General features: G+C 38.2%; 20 protein-coding genes. 7 read left to right on the forward strand and 13 right to left on the reverse strand.

What is annotated here, in order from left to right; translation table 11 throughout:
* Positions 1-102 precede the first annotated feature (102 nt).
* Complete coding sequence (thiI, locus tag QQS39_RS03650; RefSeq protein WP_100159239.1) at positions 103-1,554, forward strand: tRNA uracil 4-sulfurtransferase ThiI; 1,452 nt, start codon at positions 103-105, stop codon at positions 1,552-1,554.
* Positions 1,555-1,626: 72 nt separating this feature from the next.
* Here thiI and QQS39_RS03655 read toward each other — a convergent pair whose 3' ends face one another.
* The 4 genes from QQS39_RS03655 to panE form a co-directional block, all read right to left on the reverse strand.
* On the reverse strand, positions 1,627-2,007 hold the full coding sequence (locus QQS39_RS03655; protein ID WP_285805401.1) for a type II toxin-antitoxin system YafO family toxin: 381 nt from the start codon (positions 2,005-2,007) through the stop codon (positions 1,627-1,629).
* Between the two features lie 6 nt (positions 2,008-2,013).
* Positions 2,014-2,595: a hypothetical protein gene (locus tag QQS39_RS03660; protein ID WP_285805402.1), complete on the reverse strand. Its 582-nt coding sequence runs from the start codon at positions 2,593-2,595 to the stop codon at positions 2,014-2,016.
* Between the two features lie 181 nt (positions 2,596-2,776).
* A complete protein-coding gene (gene yajL, locus QQS39_RS03665; protein WP_109371722.1) occupies positions 2,777-3,394 on the reverse strand; it encodes a protein deglycase YajL in 618 nt (205 codons plus the stop codon).
* The gene (panE, locus tag QQS39_RS03670) at positions 3,363-4,283 is read right to left on the reverse strand and encodes a 2-dehydropantoate 2-reductase (RefSeq protein ID WP_196569334.1); all 921 of its coding nucleotides are present in this window, start codon (positions 4,281-4,283) and stop codon (positions 3,363-3,365) included. The genes yajL and panE overlap by 32 nt, the downstream gene beginning before the upstream one ends.
* Before the next feature lie 225 nt (positions 4,284-4,508).
* On the opposite strand from panE, the gene QQS39_RS03675 reads away from it, so the two are divergent.
* Positions 4,509-5,000 (forward strand): YajQ family cyclic di-GMP-binding protein, encoded by a 492-nt coding sequence (locus tag QQS39_RS03675; protein ID WP_109391993.1) that lies wholly within the window; start codon positions 4,509-4,511, stop codon positions 4,998-5,000.
* Between the two features lie 78 nt (positions 5,001-5,078).
* Here the strand turns inward: QQS39_RS03675 and QQS39_RS03680 are convergent, their stop codons facing one another.
* The 7 genes from QQS39_RS03680 to QQS39_RS03710 form a co-directional block, all read right to left on the reverse strand.
* A complete protein-coding gene (locus QQS39_RS03680) occupies positions 5,079-6,449 on the reverse strand; it encodes an MFS transporter (protein WP_285805403.1) in 1,371 nt (456 codons plus the stop codon).
* Between the two features lie 174 nt (positions 6,450-6,623).
* A complete protein-coding gene (cyoE, locus tag QQS39_RS03685; RefSeq protein ID WP_100159245.1) occupies positions 6,624-7,508 on the reverse strand; it encodes a heme o synthase in 885 nt (294 codons plus the stop codon).
* Positions 7,509-7,519: 11 nt separating this feature from the next.
* Positions 7,520-7,852, reverse strand: coding sequence for a cytochrome o ubiquinol oxidase subunit IV (locus QQS39_RS03690; protein WP_006535101.1), 333 nt, complete (start codon positions 7,850-7,852; stop codon positions 7,520-7,522).
* A complete protein-coding gene (locus QQS39_RS03695; protein WP_036932890.1) occupies positions 7,852-8,463 on the reverse strand; it encodes a cytochrome o ubiquinol oxidase subunit III in 612 nt (203 codons plus the stop codon). Before QQS39_RS03695 ends, QQS39_RS03690 begins: the two co-directional genes overlap by 1 nt.
* Positions 8,463-10,445, reverse strand: a complete 1,983-nt coding sequence (cyoB, locus tag QQS39_RS03700; RefSeq protein ID WP_151434319.1) for a cytochrome o ubiquinol oxidase subunit I — start codon at positions 10,443-10,445, stop codon at positions 8,463-8,465. The genes QQS39_RS03695 and cyoB overlap by 1 nt, the downstream gene beginning before the upstream one ends.
* A 4-nt stretch (positions 10,446-10,449) precedes the next feature.
* Entirely contained in the window at positions 10,450-11,400 is a 951-nt protein-coding gene (gene cyoA / locus QQS39_RS03705; protein WP_151434320.1) for a cytochrome o ubiquinol oxidase subunit II, read from the reverse strand.
* 496 nt (positions 11,401-11,896) lie between these two features.
* Positions 11,897-12,658, reverse strand: coding sequence for a nucleoside-specific channel-forming Tsx family protein (locus QQS39_RS03710; RefSeq protein WP_285805404.1), 762 nt, complete (start codon positions 12,656-12,658; stop codon positions 11,897-11,899).
* 398 nt (positions 12,659-13,056) lie between these two features.
* On the opposite strand from QQS39_RS03710, the gene dbpA reads away from it, so the two are divergent.
* On the forward strand, positions 13,057-14,430 hold the full coding sequence (gene dbpA, locus QQS39_RS03715; RefSeq protein ID WP_151434322.1) for an ATP-dependent RNA helicase DbpA: 1,374 nt from the start codon (positions 13,057-13,059) through the stop codon (positions 14,428-14,430).
* Positions 14,431-14,508: 78 nt separating this feature from the next.
* Here dbpA and ampG read toward each other — a convergent pair whose 3' ends face one another.
* Both ampG and QQS39_RS03725 read right to left on the reverse strand, forming a co-directional pair.
* Positions 14,509-16,029 (reverse strand): muropeptide MFS transporter AmpG, encoded by a 1,521-nt coding sequence (gene ampG / locus QQS39_RS03720; RefSeq protein ID WP_285805405.1) that lies wholly within the window; start codon positions 16,027-16,029, stop codon positions 14,509-14,511.
* 56 nt (positions 16,030-16,085) lie between these two features.
* On the reverse strand, positions 16,086-16,664 hold the full coding sequence (locus QQS39_RS03725) for a YajG family lipoprotein (protein WP_285805406.1): 579 nt from the start codon (positions 16,662-16,664) through the stop codon (positions 16,086-16,088).
* A gap of 340 nt (positions 16,665-17,004) precedes the next feature.
* On the opposite strand from QQS39_RS03725, the gene bolA reads away from it, so the two are divergent.
* From bolA to clpX, 4 genes are all read left to right on the forward strand, one after another.
* Entirely contained in the window at positions 17,005-17,319 is a 315-nt protein-coding gene (bolA, locus tag QQS39_RS03730; protein ID WP_151434325.1) for a transcriptional regulator BolA, read from the forward strand.
* 321 nt (positions 17,320-17,640) lie between these two features.
* Entirely contained in the window at positions 17,641-18,945 is a 1,305-nt protein-coding gene (gene tig / locus QQS39_RS03735) for a trigger factor (RefSeq protein WP_285805407.1), read from the forward strand.
* Between the two features lie 256 nt (positions 18,946-19,201).
* Positions 19,202-19,825, forward strand: a complete 624-nt coding sequence (gene clpP, locus QQS39_RS03740) for an ATP-dependent Clp endopeptidase proteolytic subunit ClpP (protein WP_100159251.1) — start codon at positions 19,202-19,204, stop codon at positions 19,823-19,825.
* Positions 19,826-19,971: 146 nt separating this feature from the next.
* Positions 19,972-21,243, forward strand: a complete 1,272-nt coding sequence (gene clpX / locus QQS39_RS03745; protein WP_023580862.1) for an ATP-dependent protease ATP-binding subunit ClpX — start codon at positions 19,972-19,974, stop codon at positions 21,241-21,243.
* The last annotated feature ends 58 nt before the right edge of the window (positions 21,244-21,301 follow it).

Here is a 21,301-nt window from a genome sequence, read left to right on the forward strand (position 1 = left end):
GAGCCCTAAATATTGGTGATATACTTTGTGACTTTTATAAACTCCAGTCAATTAACATCACTGTAGTTTATGTTTCTACTTAATAACCTATGACCATTGACTATGAAGTTTATTATTAAATTATTCCCCGAAATTACGATCAAAAGCCAATCAGTTCGTATCCGTTTTATCAAAATTCTTACTAGCAATATTCGTAATGTACTCAATACATTAGGTGATGAAATCACAGTTGTCCGCAATTGGGATAACATTGTTGTTGTTAGTAAAGATGAAAGCAAAAGTGAAGCGGTATGTGATGCACTCACACGTATTCCTGGTATTCATCACTTCTTACAAGTAGAAGAGCATCCATATACTGATCTACATAATATTTTTGAGCAAACTTTTGCAGCGTTTAAGCATTTAGTTGAAAACAAAACATTTTGTGTTCGTGCCAAACGTCGTGGTAAGCACAGCTTTACTTCAAATGAAGTTGAGCGTTATGTCGGTGGTGGCTTTAACCAACACGTCGAAAGCGCAAAAGTGAAATTAACGCGTCCAGATGTCACCATTAATTTAGAAATTGAAGATGACAAACTTATTTTAGTGAATGCGCGCTATGAAGGTATTGGTGGCTTCCCTATTGGTACGCAAGAAGATGTATTGTCGTTGATTTCTGGTGGCTATGACTCTGGCGTATCAAGTTATATGCTGATGCGTCGTGGTAGCCGTGTTCACTATTGTTTCTTTAACTTAGGTGGCTCCGCACACGAAATTGGCGTTAAACAAGTTGCTCATTATTTATGGAATCGCTTTGGCCGTTCTCATAAAGTGCATTTCGTTGCGGTTGATTTTGAACCTGTTGTCGCAGAAATCTTAGAAAAAGTCGATGATGGTCAAATGGGTGTTGTATTAAAACGTATGATGGTACGTGCAGCATCCCGTGTTGCAGAACGCTATGGTGTTCAAGCGATTGTAACGGGTGAAGCATTAGGTCAAGTTTCAAGTCAAACTTTAACGAACTTACGTTTAATTGATAATGCGACAGATACACTAATTTTACGTCCTCTTATCACACACGATAAAGAAAACATTATCAATATTGCTCGCCAAATAGGCACAGAAGATTTTGCTCGTACAATGCCAGAATTCTGTGGTGTGATTTCAAAAAGCCCCACAGTGAAAGCGGTTAAAGCGAAGATCGAAGCAGAAGAAGAGAAGTTTGATTTTTCTATTCTTGATAGCGTTGTTGAAAACGCCAAGAATATGGATATTCGTCGTATTGCAGAAGAAACCGTACAGCAGGTTACTGAAGTTGAGATGGTATCTGAATTTGGCGCTAACGATGTTATTTTGGATATCCGCTCACCTGAAGAGCAAGAAACCTCACCATTAAAGATAGACGGTGTTGATGTTAAAGAGTTACCTTTCTATAAATTAAGCACTCAGTTTGGTGATTTAGATAAAGCCAAAACTTATTTGCTCTATTGTGATCGCGGAATGATGAGCCGCTTACAAGCGCTTTATTTGCGTGAACAAGGTTTTGAAAACGTTAAAGTCTATCGTAAAAAATAATACGTTAGCGATTTGATCTTGCGAATAAAAAAGCCACTGAAAAGTGGCTTTTTAGTTACTGATAATAGCTTATTAGAAATTATTTTGAAATCCTTCTGCTCTTTTCTCTAATACAGCCAGAAATGATGTTTTTGCTATCTCATGAGCATTGGGCGACATAATAGCAATAATTTGATATCTGTTTGGGTAAAGCCAATGTTGACAGTAAACCAAGTAATGATTTGATTTTCTTTGTATTTGAGGTATCTTTTTATTCCATCCTGGTTCAAGTGGCATTCTAATATGTATTTTAGAAATAAGAGATTGACATAACTTGGCATTATTTTCCCAGCGACCATTGGCACCTAAATAATTAGATAATATATTGTCTTCTTTCCAAAGTTTTAATAAGTGAGCATATTCATTGGCGATAGTTTTATGTTCAATATCAGGATGTATTGATATTTGAGTCATAAAATATCAATTACTATTAAACTTAGGTATATCAAGCCCTAATTTTATATGCTCAGATTGTATTAATCTCTGCATCTCAGCATTAGTTATATTGGGTTTTTTATTTGTTGTTTTTAATGGCTGATGAGTTTGTTCTATAAATGAAACAATCTCAGTTAATACACTTCTATACATTGCTAAAGAGCGACCAAATAAAAGAATGCTTTCTTTTTTTGAGATATCGTTATTTAAAAACGATGCAAGGACATTTTTTATATCAACTAAAGAGGTATCTATATCTTTTATATTTTTATTTATTTGTTCATAAATGTGTTGGCTAATAAATAAATTTTCATGGTTTTCCCATTCTTTTTTTAATCTAGTTAAGTCACTATTGAGTAACTCAGCTAAAGTGCTCATTTTTTCAGTAGCATCATCAATTGGAATAGCAACAAGTTGATTAGATACAGGAGATGCAAAAGAGTATTGAATATTGGGGATCAACGATGATTGTTTATGTCTAAAACTTTCAGCAGGAACAGTGGCTAATCCCATAGAAATTAAAGTAACAAGTTTAGGTAAGTTCTTGCGGTATTGAAGAGTTTTCATTTTGCCACATCCTTTAGAAGTTGGTTCTATTTTAACCTCTCAACACTTATTTTAAAATCTGATATGAAGAAATAACGACTGAAATAGGTCTTAAAAATTAATCCCCAACTAATAAATAATATACCTATTAATAAGATAAATGAATTAGGTGGGGATATTTTGTTATGAGTGTACAGTTTATCTATTTATCCCCAAACCCTGTAAATTCATCTTGATAATTATAAATACCGGGTGGTAATACAAGCTGTTTGGCAACATCTGCTGCAGCTTCTTTGCCTTTTAAGCGTTCGATAATTTTTAGTGCAAAATCGATAGATGTTGCTGGAGCTTGGCTGGTAATTAAATTAACTCTTTCATCATAATAGACGCGATAATCAACCCATTTTTTCGATGAGATTTTATCTTTTAAGGCAGGAAAACCCGTCATATTGCCGATGGGAAAAATATTATGAGATTCAAGGATCATTGCGGGGGCCGCACAAATCGCAGCAACAAGCTTATTTTCACTGTGCATGCGACGTACTTTCTCAACGACTAAAGGGCTGTCTCTTAATGTTTCAGTACCTTGTAATCCACCGGGTAGAATAATAACGTCATAGTGGTGATCGACAACACGAACTAAAGGGGCATCTGCGACAAGTTTTATGCCTCGGGAACCTGTAATTATAAGTTCATCAACATCATCTTCTGCACTTGCAAGCACGACATTAATACCTGCCCTTACCAGCAAATCTGCGGTAGTCACGACTTCGGTTTCTTCACTTCCATTAGCTAGGCAGATGAGCGCTGATATGGTCATAATTGCCTTCCTGTTGTTTGATAAATTGAAAAAGATGGTTATTTTCTGGCAATACAAGCCCTTGTTCTGAAGCTCGACGTAATAAATAACCCGTAATATAGTCAATCTCTGTATGGCGTTGATATTTCACATCTTGATACATAGAAGAATAATTATTTGCTGTTTGTTCTATCGTATCAATAATATAGCCATGAAGATGGGCTTGAGATGTTGGTACAACACCTTCACGTTCCATTACTAGATAAACTTCATCACATATTTTTTGAATATGTTCAGGATAACGCAATAAATCCCCATTACGGCATTGATAATAAACGGTAAGAGGGTTGATAACACAATTGACAGCAAGTTTTAGCCAACTAATTGTATGAATATCATTGTGCCAAGCGACATCCGGTAAAGCATGATGCAAGGTTTCTGCTAAATAGCTATATTGTTGAGCTGCATGATTTAATGGACCTATATGTGTTATTCCTGTTGCGGTATGAATAACATCTTGTCCTTGTTGATAAGCACCATGAGTAATGATGCCTTGTAAGATTGGTCTGGATATAGAGTGCTGTGTTGCTGTTAATTCATCTGCTGTTCCCATGCCATTATGAATTAATAAGATAGGACATTGTGCAGATAAAAAAGGTAGAAGCGCATTAACCGCATCTGAGACTTGCCAAGATTTTAAGCAAACAATAAGTAATTCGCTTTGTTTTAACCATTCAAGTTGATTTGCAGTAATACGTTGATAAAAAGGCTCGCCATTAATGTTATCAACACTTACATCTAAAAAAGGCTGAGGTACTCTTAGCCAACCTTGTACTTCATGAGATTGACGTGTTAAAGCTGCAACCCAAAGTTTACCAATCGAACCACACCCTAAAACGGTAATTTTCATTGTGCCTCTTTTTACAAATCGTAATAGCGTAAGGTGGCTACTGACGGTCATTAGACTATTTAGCTAAAATTATAACATTGATTGCACTTCTCTGTTTAAAGTATGTTTGCGCTTTACCATAAAGGCAAAACAGGGGGATAAATTTGTTATTGAATGTGTAATGCTTTTTTGCAACCCTAAAAGAAGCTATTATTTTGGTTGTATTTATTTATTGAGGAAGAAAGAATGCCATCTTTTGATATCGTATCTGAAGTTGACTTACATGAAGTGCGTAATGCGGTGGAAAACGCGCAACGTGAACTGACTACTCGCTGGGATTTTCGTAACGTTGAAGCAAGTTTTGAATTAAACGAAAAAGCAGAGTCAGTGAAAACGACCAGTGTATCTGAATTTCAGGTTCAACAATTATTAGATATTCTGCGTGAGAAAATGGCAAAAAGAGGGATTGATGGTGCGGTATTAAATATCCCTGAAGAGATGACTCACAGCGGAAAAATGTACAGCGTAGAAGCTACCTTAAAACAAGGTATTGATTCAGCATTAGCTAAGAAAATTGTTAAGCTGATTAAAGACAGTAAATTGAAAGTTCAGGCTCAAATTCAAGGTGAGCAAGTGCGTGTTACAGGTAAATCGCGTGATGACTTACAAGCTGTGATGAAATTAGTAAGAGAAGGTGAGCTAGGACAGCCATTCCAATTTAACAATTTCCGTGACTAATTTTTTATCTATTTAGTCATAAAAAAATGCGCTGGTTTAACAGCGCATTTTTATTTTATCCAGTAAATTTATTGATCCTTAAACTAAAGGGATCAGAGACTCTAATGTTGTTCTTGGCGTCTGTTTAGTATCAACCTTGATATAAGCACTCTGTTCATCTGCCATAATCACCACTTCATTAACGCCCGCTTGTTGCTTAAATAATTGTTGTAGTTGCTGTTGTTGGCTTGAAGATAAATTCTCAGGTAATTCAACGCGTAAGCTACTAACATAAGAGGGTTGGCGTAATGTTAGGCTAATGAAAAACCAAATAAGCCCAATCACTAAACAGCCTAAAAATACAGTTTGTGCATTATAATGCTGGTAAAGCCATCCGCCTAATATTCCGCCCAATGCCACACCTAAAAATTGGCTGGTGGAATAAATTCCCATCGCTGTACCTTTATAACCTGCTGGTGCTTCTTTACTGATTAATGAAGGAAGAAGAGCCTCCATAATATTAAAACCAATAAAGAAAATTTGAATACCTGCAATAATTAGCCATAAGTTAGAGTTTGAAATAATAAGAATGGCTTGAGCAATAATAAGTAATAAAATACAGAATAAGAAAACTTGTTTCATCTTTCGTTTCTTTTCTGCATAGATAATAAAAGGAAGTACCGTAATAAAGGCAATAAGCATCGTGACTAGATAAACAATCCAATGCTTCTCTTTTGCTAAACCGGCATTACTCATAACCAGAGGAAGTGCAACAAATGCAGCCATTAATAAGGTATGTAGTGAAAAAATACCTGTATTAAGTTTAAGAAGCTGTGCATCAAATAAAACCTTTTTTACACTGCCACGAACAAAACCTGATTCTCGATTAAGAATATGGTGTTCGCTATTCGGTACAGTAAAAAGCGTAATAATAATGCCACCAAAGGCGAGTAAGGCAATTCCCCAAAATAGCCCATGTAAGCCAAAGATATGCGTTAAAATAGGTCCTAGAACCAAGGCTAAAGCGAACGTTATTCCAAAGCTAATACCAATAAAGGCCATTGCTTTTGTTCTATTTTGTTCTCGTGTTAAATCTGACAATAAAGCCATTACCGCGGCTGATATAGCTCCCGCTCCTTGTAATGCCCTACCAATAATAATGCCGTAGATATTGTCACTGAGAGCTGCAATCAAACTACCAATAATAAAAATAATTAAGCCAAAAACAATCATAGGTTTTCGACCAAATTTATCAGAGAAAATACCAAAAGGAATTTGGAATATAGCTTGTGTTAATCCATAAATACCGATGGCTAATCCAATGAGAGATTCTGTTGCGTGTTGTAGTTGAAGCCCATAGGTGGTTAAAACTGGGAGTACCATAAACATGCCAAGCATGCGAAGAGAAAAAACAGTGCCTAATCCCCATGTTGCTTTGCGCTCTAAGGGGGTCATTTTATTATCATTCATGGATTACCTCGAATTACTGATCCCCCTCATTGTAATGGCAAATCTTGGCGAGGTTAATCAATAAATGGGATACAAAAAAGACAAAATTGTACTGATATCATGTGAAGTCATAAAAAAGATAAAAAAATACCAGTCAGAAAGCTGACTGGTATTTAGGTTACTTTAATAAATACATTATCTTAGATACGCAAGAACTGCTTCTGTGGAGCTTGTTGGATCAACAGACATCATTACGCTTAATGAAGTTATTGCGACAATAGAGAAAATAAATAATTTTCGCGCCCACACAATATCATTGGTTGCTTTGTAACCAGATAATGCCATGCCTAACCACCAAATACTGACGGCTGAAGCCACAATCAGGTATTTATAGCCTGCGTAACCAACTAATGTCAGCATTAAGGTTGCAATCATAAACGCCAGAATATAGAGAATAATATGACGTTTAGCGACTGAGATCCCTTTAATCACAGGTAATACAGGGATATTTGCAGCTTGGTAGTCTTTAAAACGGAAAATAGCAATGGCATAAGAGTGAGGCATTTGCCACAAACTAAAGATAAGTAATAGGATTGCCGCGCCTGCATCAAATTCACCGCTAACGGCACAATAACCGATAACAGGAGGTGCAGAGCCAGATAAACTTCCAATCAGTGTGCCATACACAGATTTACGCTTCATATAGAGGCTATAAACCCCAACATAAATAATAAAACCGAATACAGCGATAAACATTGCAAGTGGGTTGGCTGCTACATAGAGCAGCACAACACCTGCAATACCTAATACTGAGGCATAAATCAGGCTAATTTGAGGGTCAATTAATCCTTTAACTAATGGACGATTCTTCGTTCTTTCCATGATACGGTCAATATCACGGTCAATATAGTTGTTAAAAACACAACCAGAAGCAACGACCAGAGACACCCCAAGTAGAGTCGCGAAAAATAGGGAGTAATCAATCTCACCTTTAGAAGCGAGTAGAAAACCACCTATTACAGAAATTAAATTTCCGAAAATAATTCCTGGTTTGGTGACTTGTAGGTATTGCTTAATCATAGCGACAACTCTTAATCCATCATCATATTGATGTTCAGGTTGTACATAATCCACAACGAGCCTACGACAACAATGCCGATAATAAGCAGTGTGAACAGGAATGCGACGACGTTCCAGCGCTCTTCTGATGACGTATTCATATGCAAGAAGCAGACTAAGTGAACCACAATCTGCACAACTGCCATACCGACAACAGTCCATAGAATTGTTGCTGGTGTCGCGGTTCCTTCCATCACCATCCAAAATGGAATAACGGTGAGGATAACAGACAGAATAAAGCCGATCAGATAAGACTTCATGCTGCCGTGGCTTGCGCCTGAAGGAGAAGTATTTGGATGACTCATTACATCGCTCCCATCAGATAAACTACGGTGAACACACAGATCCAGACAACGTCAAGGAAGTGCCAGAACAGACTTAAACAGCTTAAACGAGTGCGGTTAACTTCAGTTAAACCACGGCGTGATACTTGGATCATCATAATAACAATCCAAATTAAACCCGCAGTTACGTGAAGACCGTGTGTTGAAACTAATGCAAAGAATGCAGATAAGAATGCACTGCGATCTGGGCCATAACCTTCTGCGATTAGCTCATGGAATTCGTAAACTTCCATGATGACGAAACCTAAGCCGAATAAGAAAGTAACAAATAACCACAGATTAACTTGGCTAACGCTACCTTTATTCATGCTCAGCATAGCGAAACCAAAAGTGATACTACTAAATAGCAGTAAGAAGGTTTCAACTAAAACAAACGGTAAGCTAAAAATTTCTTTACCTGAAGGACCATCCGCAATCCCGTTAACAAGCACCGCATAAGTGGCGAATAAGCTGGCAAACAGGATAAGGTCGCTCATTAGGTAGATCCAGAAGCCGAAAACTTTCGTTGCTCCTGCATCGTGGTGCCCATGATGCTCATGGGCGTTTGTGTTATTTACAGTTTGAGTAGACATTATTTCACACCTGCTTTTTTCAGTTCTTCATAATGCTTATTCTCGAGAGCTTCAATTTCAGGTACTTGGACATAGTAATCCACATCTGTATCAAAGCTTTTCACGATCCAAGTGACAATCATGCCAGCGAAACCAACGATAGCTAACCACCAGATATGCCAGATCATGGCAAAACCAAGTACTAGACTGAATGCTGAAATAATCACACCAGCGCCTGTATTTTTAGGCATATGGATTGGTTCGTATTTAGTTGGACGCTGATAAGCTGTGCCTTTTTCTTTCTGATCCCACCACTCATCACGAGTTTGAACATTAGGTTCAACGGCAAAGTTATAGAAAGGAGCAGGTGAAGAAATCGACCATTCCAGAGTACGACCGCCCCATGGATCTCCCGTTAAGTCACGGTTTTGATCACGGTCACGGATACTTACGTAGATCTGGATAACTTGACAAGCGATACCGATAGCAATCAGCGCAGCACCACCCGCAGCAACCATCAGCATTGGATGGAATTCTGGGTTGATGTTTTGGCTGATACGACGAGTCATACCCATAAAGCCAAGAATGTACAGTGGCATAAAGGCCATAAAGAAGCCGATAAACCAGAACCAGAATGCACGGATACCCCATTTTTCATTCAGTGTGAAACCGAATGCTTTAGGGAACCAATAAGTCATACCTGCGAAACAGCCAAATACCACACCACCGATAATAACGTTATGGAAGTGAGCAATTAAGAATAAGCTGTTATGTAAAACAAAGTTTGCACCCGGAACGGCTAACAGAACCCCTGTCATACCACCAACAGAGAAGGTGATAAGGAAACCGATAGTCCACAGCATTGGGCTTTTATATTCGATACGACCTTGATACATCGTAAACAGCCAGTTAAAGATTTTAACCCCTGTTGGTATAGCGATGATCATTGTGGCGATACCGAAGAAGGCATTGACGTTTGCGCCAGAGCCCATGGTAAAGAAATGGTGTAACCAAACGATAAATGACAACACGGTAATAACGACAGTTGCACCGACTAATGAGGTATAACCGAATAACCGTTTTTTAGAGAATGTTGCTGTAACTTCAGAGAACACACCAAATACTGGCAGAACAAGGATATAAACTTCTGGATGACCCCAAGCCCATACAAGGTTGATGTACATCATCATATTACCGCCCATATCATTGGTAAAGAAATGCGTACCAAGATAGCGGTCTAAAGTTAACAGCGTAATAGTGACTGTTAAAATTGGGAATGCAGCAATAATCAGGACGTTAGTACATAAAGCCGCCCAAGAGAATACTGGCATTTTCATCATGCTCATACCCGGCGCACGCATACGCAGGATAGTTGCGAAGAAGTTAACCCCTGTTAGAAGCGTACCAATACCAGATATCTGTAAACTCCATATCCAATAATCGACCCCGACTCCCGGGTTATATTCCAAGCCAGAAAGTGGTGGATAAGCTAACCAACCTGTTTGTGCGAATTCACCAACACCTAAAGAAAGGTTAATGAGTACCACACCAACAACAAAGAACCAGAAACTCAGTGAGTTAAGGAACGGAAAGGCAACATCACGAGCGCCAATTTGTAAAGGCACAACAAGGTTCATCAGACCCACAACGAAAGGTGTTGCCATGAAGAAAATCATGATAACGCCGTGTGCGGTAAAAATCTGATCATAGTGATGAGGTGGTAAGAAACCCGCTTCGCCGGCAGAGGCGAGCGCTTGTTGGCTTCTCATCATAATCGCATCGGCAAAGCCACGGAACATCATGACCATTGCAACGAGGATATACATAATACCAATTTTTTTATGGTCAACGCTGGTTAACCATTCAGTCCACAACCATTTCCATTTACGAAAATAAGTTAGCGCACCAACAACAGCAAGCCCACCAAGAACAATACCGAGTAAAGTAACTACGATAATTGGCTCGTGTAGCGGGATTGCATCAAGAGTTAATTTTCCGAACATGCCTTTATTCCTCTGCTCCTGCATGCGCCGCATGGCTCATGTTCATATTCATTGTTGCATCAGCATGTGCTGTCTGATTGCCACTGGTGTGAGCGCCATGACCTGTATGACCAAATTTAGAAATGGTCTCTTGGAATAACATTGGCTTCACGCTTGAATAGTAGGTCACTGGATTTTTCTGGCTTGGTTTAGCAAGTTCATTAAATGCAGCGGTCGTATTTAACGTATCTGACGATTGTTTGACTTTTTCAACCCACGCATCGAAACCGGCACGATCAGGTGTCGCAATCGCTGTAAATTTCATATCAGAGAAGCCGTGTCCACTATAACTTGCTGACATACCTTGATATTCACCTGGTTCATTAGCAATTAAGTGTAGCTTAGTTTGCATTCCTGCCATCGCATAGATTTGTCCACCTAAGCGAGGGATAAAGAATGAGTTCATGACAGAGTCAGAAGTGATTTTGAAATTAACAGGAACATTAGTAGGGAAAGCCAGTTCATTAACTGTTGCAATACCTTGTTCTGGATAGATAAATAACCATTTCCAATCCATTGAAACAACTTCAATGGTGACAGGTTTTTCTGTGGACTCTAATGGTTTGTAAGGATCAAGTTCATGGGTTGTTTTCCATGTAATACTCGCCAAAATCACAATAATGATAATTGGCACCGTCCAAACGACGAGTTCAATTTTATTTGAGTGAGCCCAGTTTGGGCGATAGGTGGCTTTAGTATTGGATTCACGGTAGCGAAAAGCGAAAACAATCACCATCAGTATTACCGGTATCACAACAATTAACATTAAACCAAGCGCAATGAGGATTAATGTTTTTTGCTCAGCGCCGATAGCGCCTTTGGGATTCATTAACGCCATATCACAGCCACTTAATAGAAGAGCTGCTGCTAATAGCGAAAGTGTCCCAATACTTTTTATGTATTTCATAAGTCTCATCCAACGACCCAAATGACAAAGGTTCTATTGTTGTTTCATCAGTATCAGTAAGGACATTTTACGGTAAGGTTGCGACAGTGTAAACAATTGTAATGGTAAGTAAGAGGTTGGTTAGTCTTTTGTGTTAATGTGATCACAAGTAATCAAACTATTAAATAAATGTTAATTTAATTATTGCGTATTAACTATAATTTCATAAAGTACCATGTTTTTAAAATAAATACATATTTTTACAAATAAAAATGCAGTAAAAAGTGTAAGAAAACGTATTCTGATTAAAAAAGTAACAAATTAGAGGTCGGAGGAGAGTTGATAGGTAAAATCCTTTTTATCTTGATGTTTAATATCTATATTTGATGCTTGTATGATTTTTAATATGGGCAATTAGTGATTTAATGAATGTTTGTATCCAATGAGAAAGTTTTTCATTAAGTGATAAAAAGAGGTTACAGCGAATAAAAATGCTTTCGCTGTAATAAAAATTAACAATTAGTGATTAAAAGTTATATTTCAAGCTATATACAATGCCGTCTTGCAGGAAATCTTCGCCTAACTTTTTATAAGCATAACGATATTGAATACCCGTGGTAATAGAGGTCGTTGGATGCCACCAAAAAGCTAAAGCGCCATTAAACCCATTTTGCCCGCCATTGCCATAACGCTTATGACGGCTAAATTCCATTTCATGCCAATTGCTAATGCTAAATTTTTGATCTCTAATAGAAAAATCATATCCAGCAACCCAGCCAACGACGTAGCCATTATTTCCTGAATAATAAGTTTGATCGACATAATGAAGCGCAACGAATGGTTTAAACCATAAATTATCAATTTGTGTGTTATAGCCTAAACCGTAGAGCGTATTAACTTCATGGAAATTACCATTATTTTCTTTACCCGGAAGTGACCATGTGCCGTAAACATGCCCATATAAATTAAAATGACTTTCACCTAAATAAATACGGCTTGTTGTTTTTACGGTATAGCGTTGGTTATCACCCGGTTGTGTTTTTCGAGGGTTAAATAGGTTTTCTAGATCAAAGAAGCCATAAAACTCGCCCCATGAAAAATGGGCACCGCCTTCAAGTTCTAAATAGGCAAAATCATCTTTATGAGAAGATTGCCCTGTTTTGTGTGTTGTATGAGAAGTCCAATCAAGATAATTGATGCTGGTATTAGCGAAGCCACCTAAATAGCCAGCTTGAGCCGATAAAGAAAGTGTACTTGCGATGGCTAATAAAAATGTTTTTTTTATCATGAATAATCTCAATTAAATTTAATGAAATAATTTTGCGGTGAATTTGTTTTTTAATTTATTTTAAAATTATAACCTAAAGAATTCACATTTATAGATCATAATATTGAAATTAGGATCTATTTCTAGAATATTAAATTGATAATAAAAAGTAGGATTTTTAGTATTGTTTAGTTTATTTTTATAATTCTATCTATTTTGAATGAATTAAGCGCTTAATAATGGTTTTTTGGCAAGTAAAACAGGAAGTAGAACAGGAAGTAGAACAGGAAGTAAAAAAGGAAGTAAAAGAAGAAAGAAAAATATGCAGTAAAAGTTGCGTAAAAATACCTCACGACACAGGAATAAAGGGATAGTATCATTAAGCAATATTCGTTTTTATCTTACTTGGAATTTTCATTGTGACCTCATTTGCTGAACTTAACGCACTTCCTGCTGAACAACTCGCTAACCTTAATGAATTGGGTTATCTCACTATGACTCCAGTTCAAGAGGCCGCTTTACCTGCCATTCTTGAAGGAAAAGACGTTCGCGCTCAGGCAAAAACAGGCAGCGGTAAAACAGCTGCTTTTGGTTTGGGGCTTTTGCAACACATTGATGCAAAACAGTTTAATACTCAATCACTTATTTTATGCCCAACGCGAGAACTTGCTGATCAAGTTGCAAATGAATTACGCCGTCTTGCTCGTTACCTTCCAAATATCAAAGTATTAACGCTGTGTGGTGGCGTTCCATTTAGTATCCAGCGCGATTCATTAATACATGCTGCACATATTATTGTTGCAACACCGGGCAGATTGCTTGATCACCTAAAAAAAGAGACGGTTACTTTAGATGATGTGAAAACATTGGTATTGGATGAAGCAGACAGAATGTTGGATATGGGATTTTTTGATGATATCAACGATATTATTTCTCGTATGCCAACAGCACGCCAAACGCTGCTCTTTTCTGCAACTTGGCCAAATGAAATCGCAACAATTAGCCGTAAGATCCAGCAAAATCCAGTCACTATTGAGATAAATTCTGTTGATGAACTTCCGGCTGTTGAACAGCAGTTTTATGAAATATCTCGTCATGGAAAAATAGGATTACTGCAAAAGCTTTTAAGTCGTGAGCAGCCTGCCTCTTGTGTTGTGTTTTGCAACACAAAGCGAGATTGCCAAGATGTGTATGAAACACTGACAGAAAGCAACCAAAGTGTGCTTGCTTTACATGGTGATATGGAACAAAGAGAGCGTGATCAAACGCTTATTCGCTTTGCTAATGGGAGTTGTCGTGTATTAGTAGCAACAGATGTTGCGGCTCGTGGACTTGATATTAAAGCGTTAGAAATGGTGATTAACTACGAATTGTCGTGGGATCCTGAAGTACATGTTCACCGAATTGGTCGTACAGCCAGAGCGGGTGAAAGTGGATTAGCGATTAGCTTTTGCGCACCAGAAGAAATTCAGCGTGCTAACGCTTTAGAAGAGATGCTTCATATGAAGATAAATTGGTTACCAGTGCCTACTGGGCTACAAATTACGCCTCTTGAAGCAACAATGGCAACATTATGTATTGATGGTGGTAAAAAAGCCAAAATGCGCCCAGGTGATATTTTAGGCGCACTAACGGGTGATATGGGTTTCAATGGTGCCGATATTGGTAAAATTATGATCAACCCAACTCATGCTTATGTTGCTGTAAAACAATCTATTGCAAAACAAGTCTGGAAACAGCTGCAACAAGGTAAAATCAAAGGTAAAGCCGTAAAAGTAAGATTATTTAGATAAATTATCTTTACTAAGAATACAAAAGGGACAGCCTAAGCTGTCCTTTTTTATGGTGCATATCTTGAAAAGACAATAAAGCTAATATGTTGTTTTTTTAAGGGCTAAATAATCTAAGATTGTGCCAAAGACAAGGCTTACCGCACCAACAATCACACCATATAAAAAGAGTGTTGAAGCCCAAGCGCTTAATCTATCAGTATCTATTGATTGAATAAAATCGACAGACTGGAACATTTCTAAAGTTGGTAGTGAATTTGTAATCACAAGAATTAAGCTACAAAGAAAGAAAAGAACAGTTAGCATCAAACCATAAATAGCAAAACGGTATTGTTTAATAAACAAGGTTCTTCTAAGGAATTCACCTGTTTTTTGCGTGTAAATAAGCGTGTTTTTCGAAATCAACAGCAAGATAAGACCGGGTACAGAAGCAACAATAGAAAAAAGGTAAAATGCTTCCCAACCATGGCTTTCAACATACCAGCCTGCAACTGGACCAACATAAACACGACCAATAGCAGAGAGAGCCGAGAGCAACGCAAATTGTGTTGCTGAAAAAGAGAGATGGCAAAGCGTCATTAAGAGGGCAACAAATGCTGCTGTTCCCATACCGCCACAGATATTTTCAAATGCAACTACGGCACCCATGCTGTAAATATTTTGCTCAGAAATAGCTAAATACCAATAACCGATATTTGAACCGCCTTGCAAAATACCAAAAATCATCAGTGCTTTAAATAAACTCCAACGGCGCATTAATAAACCACCTAGTAATGCCCCAATAATAGTGGCGGCAAGTCCAAGTGTTTTATTCACTAATCCTACTTCACCTGCATCAAATCCAGCACCGCGAATAAGAAAAGTGGTACTTAAACTTAGGGCAAAAGCATCTCCCATTTTATACAGCACAATAAGCAGTAAAATTAGCCAAGCATTATTACGAGAGAAGAACTCATATAAAGGTTCAATAACAGCTTCATAGAGTGTACGTGGAGGCTTTACTGCGGTTTCTGGCTCTTGGGCAAGTAATGTGGCAATAATACCAATACCCATTAAAGCAGCCATTAACCAGTACATGTTTTGCCAGCCAATATATTTATCAGCTAACCAAAGCGCCATGCCCCCAGAAACAAGCATTGCTATGCGATAGCCTAATACAGAAACTGCAGCACCTGTACCACGCTCATCTGCTTTTAATATATCTGTTTTATAGGCGTCAAAAACAATGTCTTGTGAAGCGGAACAAAAGGCAACAATGACAGCTAAAGAGGCAAGCCACCATAAATGATCATTCGGATTTAAAAATCCCATTCCTGCAATACCAAGCACTAACCCTATTTGAGTCAGTAACATCCATCCTCGGCGGCGACCAAGAAAAGAGGGGGTATAGCGATCCATAAAGGGCGACCAAAGGAATTTAAACACATAGGCTTGTCCCACCAATGAGAAAAAACCAATGGTTTTTAAATCGATATCTTCTACTGTCATCCAAGCTTGTAATGTACCTGCTGTTAACGCCAGAGGTAATCCAGAAGTAAAGCCAAGTAATAGAAGAATAAATGATTTATACCAAGTGGTTTGTTTGAAGGCGGGCTGAACCATGCAAAAATTCCTTTCAACGACCCGTTTGAGATAACAGGTCGTTTGTTCTAATAAAATTAACGAGCGTTAGATTTGATAAATTGACTGACTGAAGCGTCTTTTGCCATATCGCTAACGAGTTCACTTAAGACATTGTTAATCGCGGCGGCAATTTTCTCATTAGTTGCACCAAATGGACCTTGAACATTGTAGCTAGTACGGAATGTTTTGGTATTAGAACTGCCATTCGGTAAGGTGGCGATAACTGAAATATCCGCTTTTGCACTGATATTATGACGAACACTTCCTTCTCCCACATCTGCATTGAGTTTATTGATAACAATAATCACATCAGCAGCAGCAGGAGAACCCATCATAAAACCACGGGCTGCCATTTGTTTTTGTAGAACTTCTTGCATTAAAAATGCAATGTCACGAGTTGGAACTAGAACTTCTAATTTACCGTTGCGGTTGATTTCCGCTAGGTTTTTTGATGCACGTTTGTCTTGGCTTGAAATATTCAGTGAAATAGGGCGCATTGTTGGGTCGGCCGCAGGAACTGACATTACAGGTTCAATAGATAATTTGTTACTAGGAGTTGCACAACCTGAAAGCAGTGTTAATGCAAAAACAGCACAGAGTAAATTTTTAATCATGAGGTAATCTCGGTTAAATATGTCTGTTGTGTTAACAAGTAGAATAGGCTTCAAACTTTAGCCTATCATACCACTGCTGATAGGTTGCTAATATCCCCTTAACGAACGAAATTATCTGATTTTATCAATTGATTTTATTTCAAATTACTCTCATTTTTGCTCATGCATTTGACAATATTTGGTCAATGGTTTTACTCAAGATGAAAAATAAGCGATTATCATCAGCAAAATTAAAAAGAATAAGCCCATCATTGTGTATTGATAAAGACTAAATCAATATAGTCTGGTTGACTTGTTTTTTGTTCACCATGGTATAAAGGCTAGAGTATTAGGGGCAGAGATGATCCGTGATGATATTGAGAATAAGCTGATTTCACGCTTTTCACCGCATTTTTTACAAGTAATAAACGAAAGCCATCGCCATAATGTGCCCGAAGGCTCTGAAAGCCATTTTAAAGTCATTATCGTGAGTGATGATTTTAATGAGAAACGTAGTGTTTCGCGCCATCGTGATGTGTACCAAACATTAGCTCATGAAATGGAAAGTGGTGTTCATGCATTAGCATTACACACTTTTACTTTGAGCGAATGGAATGAACAGCAGGATAAAGCATTGCGCTCTCCTGGGTGTCGTGGCGGAAGCCAAGAAGATTAACAACCTTATCGTTAATCGTGAGTAAATAGATCCTAAGATGCGTATTTTTTGTTCTTTATAGAGGGAAAAAGGGGCGAGTTGCTCGATTTTATGAAAAAATTGAGGAATAAAACGGCTCTTTCTCGACTCAACCCCTCTAGATCGTTATAATGTCGCGTCTAATTTTCAGTAAGGTTTCGGGATGCTTCTGATATCAGGGATCCTCGTTTTTTTAAATGTGGCGGCCCCGGTTCTGAAAGGAAAATAAATCTAAACATGTCAATATCATGTTAGTTTCCTTTAAAGTAGACCGAGCACTAAAACTTATTTTGAGGTAACAAGATGCAAGTTTCTGTTGAAACGACTCAAGGCCTAGGGCGTCGTGTCACAATCACCGTACCAGCCGCTGATATCCAAACTGCTGTAGACAGTGAACTGAAAAAAGCTGCTAAAACTGTTCGCATTGATGGTTTCCGTAAAGGTCACGTTCCAATGTCAATGGTTAAACAGCGTTATGGTATGTCAGTATTGAATGATGTTCTGGGTGACCTGATGCAGCGTAATTTCATTAACGCTATCATCGAAAACAAAGTAAACCCAGTTGGCGCGCCTGACTACAAACCAGAGCAATACAAAGAAGGTGAAGACTTTGTTTACTCTGTAGAATTCGAAGTTTTCCCAGAAATCGAACTGAAAGATCTGGAAAGCATTGAAGTTGTAAAACCTGTTGTTACTGTTAAAGACGAAGACGTTGATAACATGTTAGAAACACTGCGTAAGCAACAAGCAGAGTGGAAAGACAAAGACGGTGAAGTTGCAGCAGAAGATCGCGTAACTGTTGATTTCAACGGTTCTATTGACGGTGAAGAATTCGAAGGCGGAAAAGCTGAAGATTTCGTACTGGCAATGGGTCAAGGTCGTATGATCCCAGGTTTCGAAGAAGGCGTTATCGGTCATAAAGCTGGCGAAGAATTCACAATTGATGTGACTTTCCCAGAAGATTACCACGCTGAAAACCTGAAAGGTAAAAAAGCACAATTCGCTATCAACCTGAAAAAAGTTGAAGAGCGTGAACTGCCAGAATTAACTGAAGAGTTCATCAAGCGTTTTGGTATTGCTGATGGTTCTGTTGATGGTTTACGTGCAGAAGTACGTAAAAACATGGAACGTGAACTGAAAAATGCAATCCGTACTCGTGTTAAATCACAAGTTATTGATGGCTTAGTTAAAGCAAACGAAGTTGACGTACCTGTAGCTGCTGTTGACAGCGAAATCGAAGTTCTGCAACGTCAAGCAGCTCAACGTTTTGGTGGCGACGAGAAACAAGCTCTACAATTACCACGCGAACTGTTCGAAGAACAAGCTAAACGTCGTGTAATCGTTGGATTACTGTTAGGTGAAGTGATCAATAGTAATGAACTGAAAGCAGAAGACGACCGTGTGAATGCACTGATCGACGAAATGGCTTCAGCTTACGAAGATCCATCAGAAGTTGTTGAGTTCTACAACAAGAACGAACAACTGATGAATAACATCCGTAATCTTGCGTTAGAAGAGCAAGCGGTAGAAAAAATCTTAGCAAATGCTAAAGTAACTGAAAAAGAAACTAACTTCACTGAACTGATGAACGAAGTTCAAATGGGTTAATTCTTAACCGCGATATCGGTTTTAAGCAAAAACCCGTGGTTTTTACCACGGGTTTTTTTCAGTTTGTGTATATTTATCAAATTTTGCCTTGAAATTTGAGCGATTATCTCCAGATAATTCTATATTCTCTTTATCACTCCTCGCGAGGCGCCTTGAATGTCTTGTGAGAGATTAGATCATTAGAAATGGTCATGATCAATTATCTCAAGTAAAATTGTTGTCATTGGCACCAATAAGAATGCAATAGGAGACAGACATGTCATTTAACGACACACAGGAACAATTCGCACCTAATATGGCTCTGGTGCCGATGGTTATAGAGCAAACTTCGCGTGGAGAGCGTTCTTACGACATTTACTCACGTTTATTAAAAGAACGTATTATTTTCCTGACTGGCCAAGTTGAAGATCACATGGCTAATCTTATCGTTGCTCAAATGCTATTTTTAGAAGCAGAAAACCCAGAGAAAGACATCAACCTTTATATCAATTCACCAGGTGGTGTCATTACTGCAGGTATGTCTATTTATGACACCATGCAATATATCAAAGCAGATGTGAGTACCATTTGTATGGGACAAGCGTGCTCAATGGGCGCTTTCTTATTATCTGCTGGTGCGAAAGGTAAACGTATTTGCTTACCTAACTCTCGTGTGATGATCCACCAACCATTAGGTGGTTTCCAAGGTCAAGCAACAGATATTCAAATTCATGCTCAAGAAATTTTGAAAGTAAAATCTCGTATGAATGAGCTAATGGCTCAACATACAGGTAAATCTATTGAAGAAATAGAAAGAGACACTGAGCGTGATCGTTTCTTATCCGCTAACGAAGCGTTAGAATACGGATTAGTGGATAAAGTCTATACTCAACGTAGCTAATTATTACTCGTTGTAATAGCAATTGAATTAACACGTTTCCTTTGTTATAGAATCGCGCAAAGGAAACGGCTATTAATATCTCTATGTAAAAAGTCTTTCTTCTTCTTATTAATTGAATAAGAAGAATAACTAAGTGAGGTTGACTGATGACAGATAAGCGCAAAGATAGCTCAGGGAAGCTTCTGTATTGCTCTTTCTGCGGTAAAAGCCAGCATGAAGTAAAAAAATTGATCGCTGGTCCGTCGGTTTATATCTGTGATGAATGTGTCGATCTTTGTGTTGATATCATTCGTGAAGAAATAAAAGAACTGGCACCTCATCATGAACGCAGTGAATTGCCAACGCCACATGAAATCCGTAAGCACCTTGATGACTATGTTATCGGTCAGGAATTGGCTAAAAAAGTTTTGGCTGTTGCCGTTTATAACCACTATAAACGTCTGCGTAATGGCGATAAAGCCAATGGTGTAGAGCTAGGGAAAAGTAATATTTTGCTGATTGGTCCTACTGGTAGCGGTAAAACGTTATTAGCAGAAACATTAGCACGCTACCTTGATGTTCCTTTTACTATGGCAGATGCCACAACGCTGACAGAAGCGGGTTATGTGGGTGAAGATGTTGAAAACATCATTCAAAAACTGCTACAAAAATGCGATTACGATGTGCAAAAGGCACAACGTGGTATTGTTTATATTGATGAAATTGACAAGATCACCCGTAAATCTGAAAACCCATCAATCACTCGTGATGTGTCTGGTGAAGGTGTACAGCAGGCATTATTGAAATTAGTTGAAGGCACAGTGGCTTCTGTTCCACCACAAGGCGGACGTAAGCACCCACAACAAGAGTTTTTACAAGTTGATACTTCTAAAATTCTCTTTATTTGTGGTGGTGCATTTGCAGGGCTAGATAAAGTTGTTGCACAACGTTTAAATACGCATTCAGGTATCGGTTTTGGTGCAGAAGTTAAAAGCCAAAAAGAGAAAGCTAGCGAAGGTGAATTATTAGCTCAAGTAGAGCCAGAGGATCTGATTAAATTTGGTCTTATCCCTGAATTTATTGGTCGTTTACCTGTTGTTGCAACACTCGGCGAATTAAACGAAGAAGCGTTAATCCAAATCTTACAAGAACCTAAGAATGCACTGACTAAGCAATATCAGGCATTATTTAAATTAGAAGGTGTAGATTTAGAATTCCGTAAGGAAGCGCTGACTGCGATTGCGAAAAAAGCCATGGTACGTAAAACGGGTGCGCGTGGTTTACGTTCGATTGTTGAAGCCGCATTACTTGATACGATGTATGACCTTCCTTCATTTGAAAATGCAGAAAAAGTGGTCATTGATGAAGGCGTTATTAATGGAAAATCTGAGCCTCTGATTATTTATAGTCAGCTAGAAAACCAAGCGTCTGGTGAATAATGCATCGTAATTTGGCAATGTCTCTTGTCTGACATTATCTGGTTTTCTCTCAAAATAA

It is taken from the genome of Proteus appendicitidis (assembly GCF_030271835.1).
Classification (GTDB): domain Bacteria; phylum Pseudomonadota; class Gammaproteobacteria; order Enterobacterales; family Enterobacteriaceae; genus Proteus; species Proteus appendicitidis.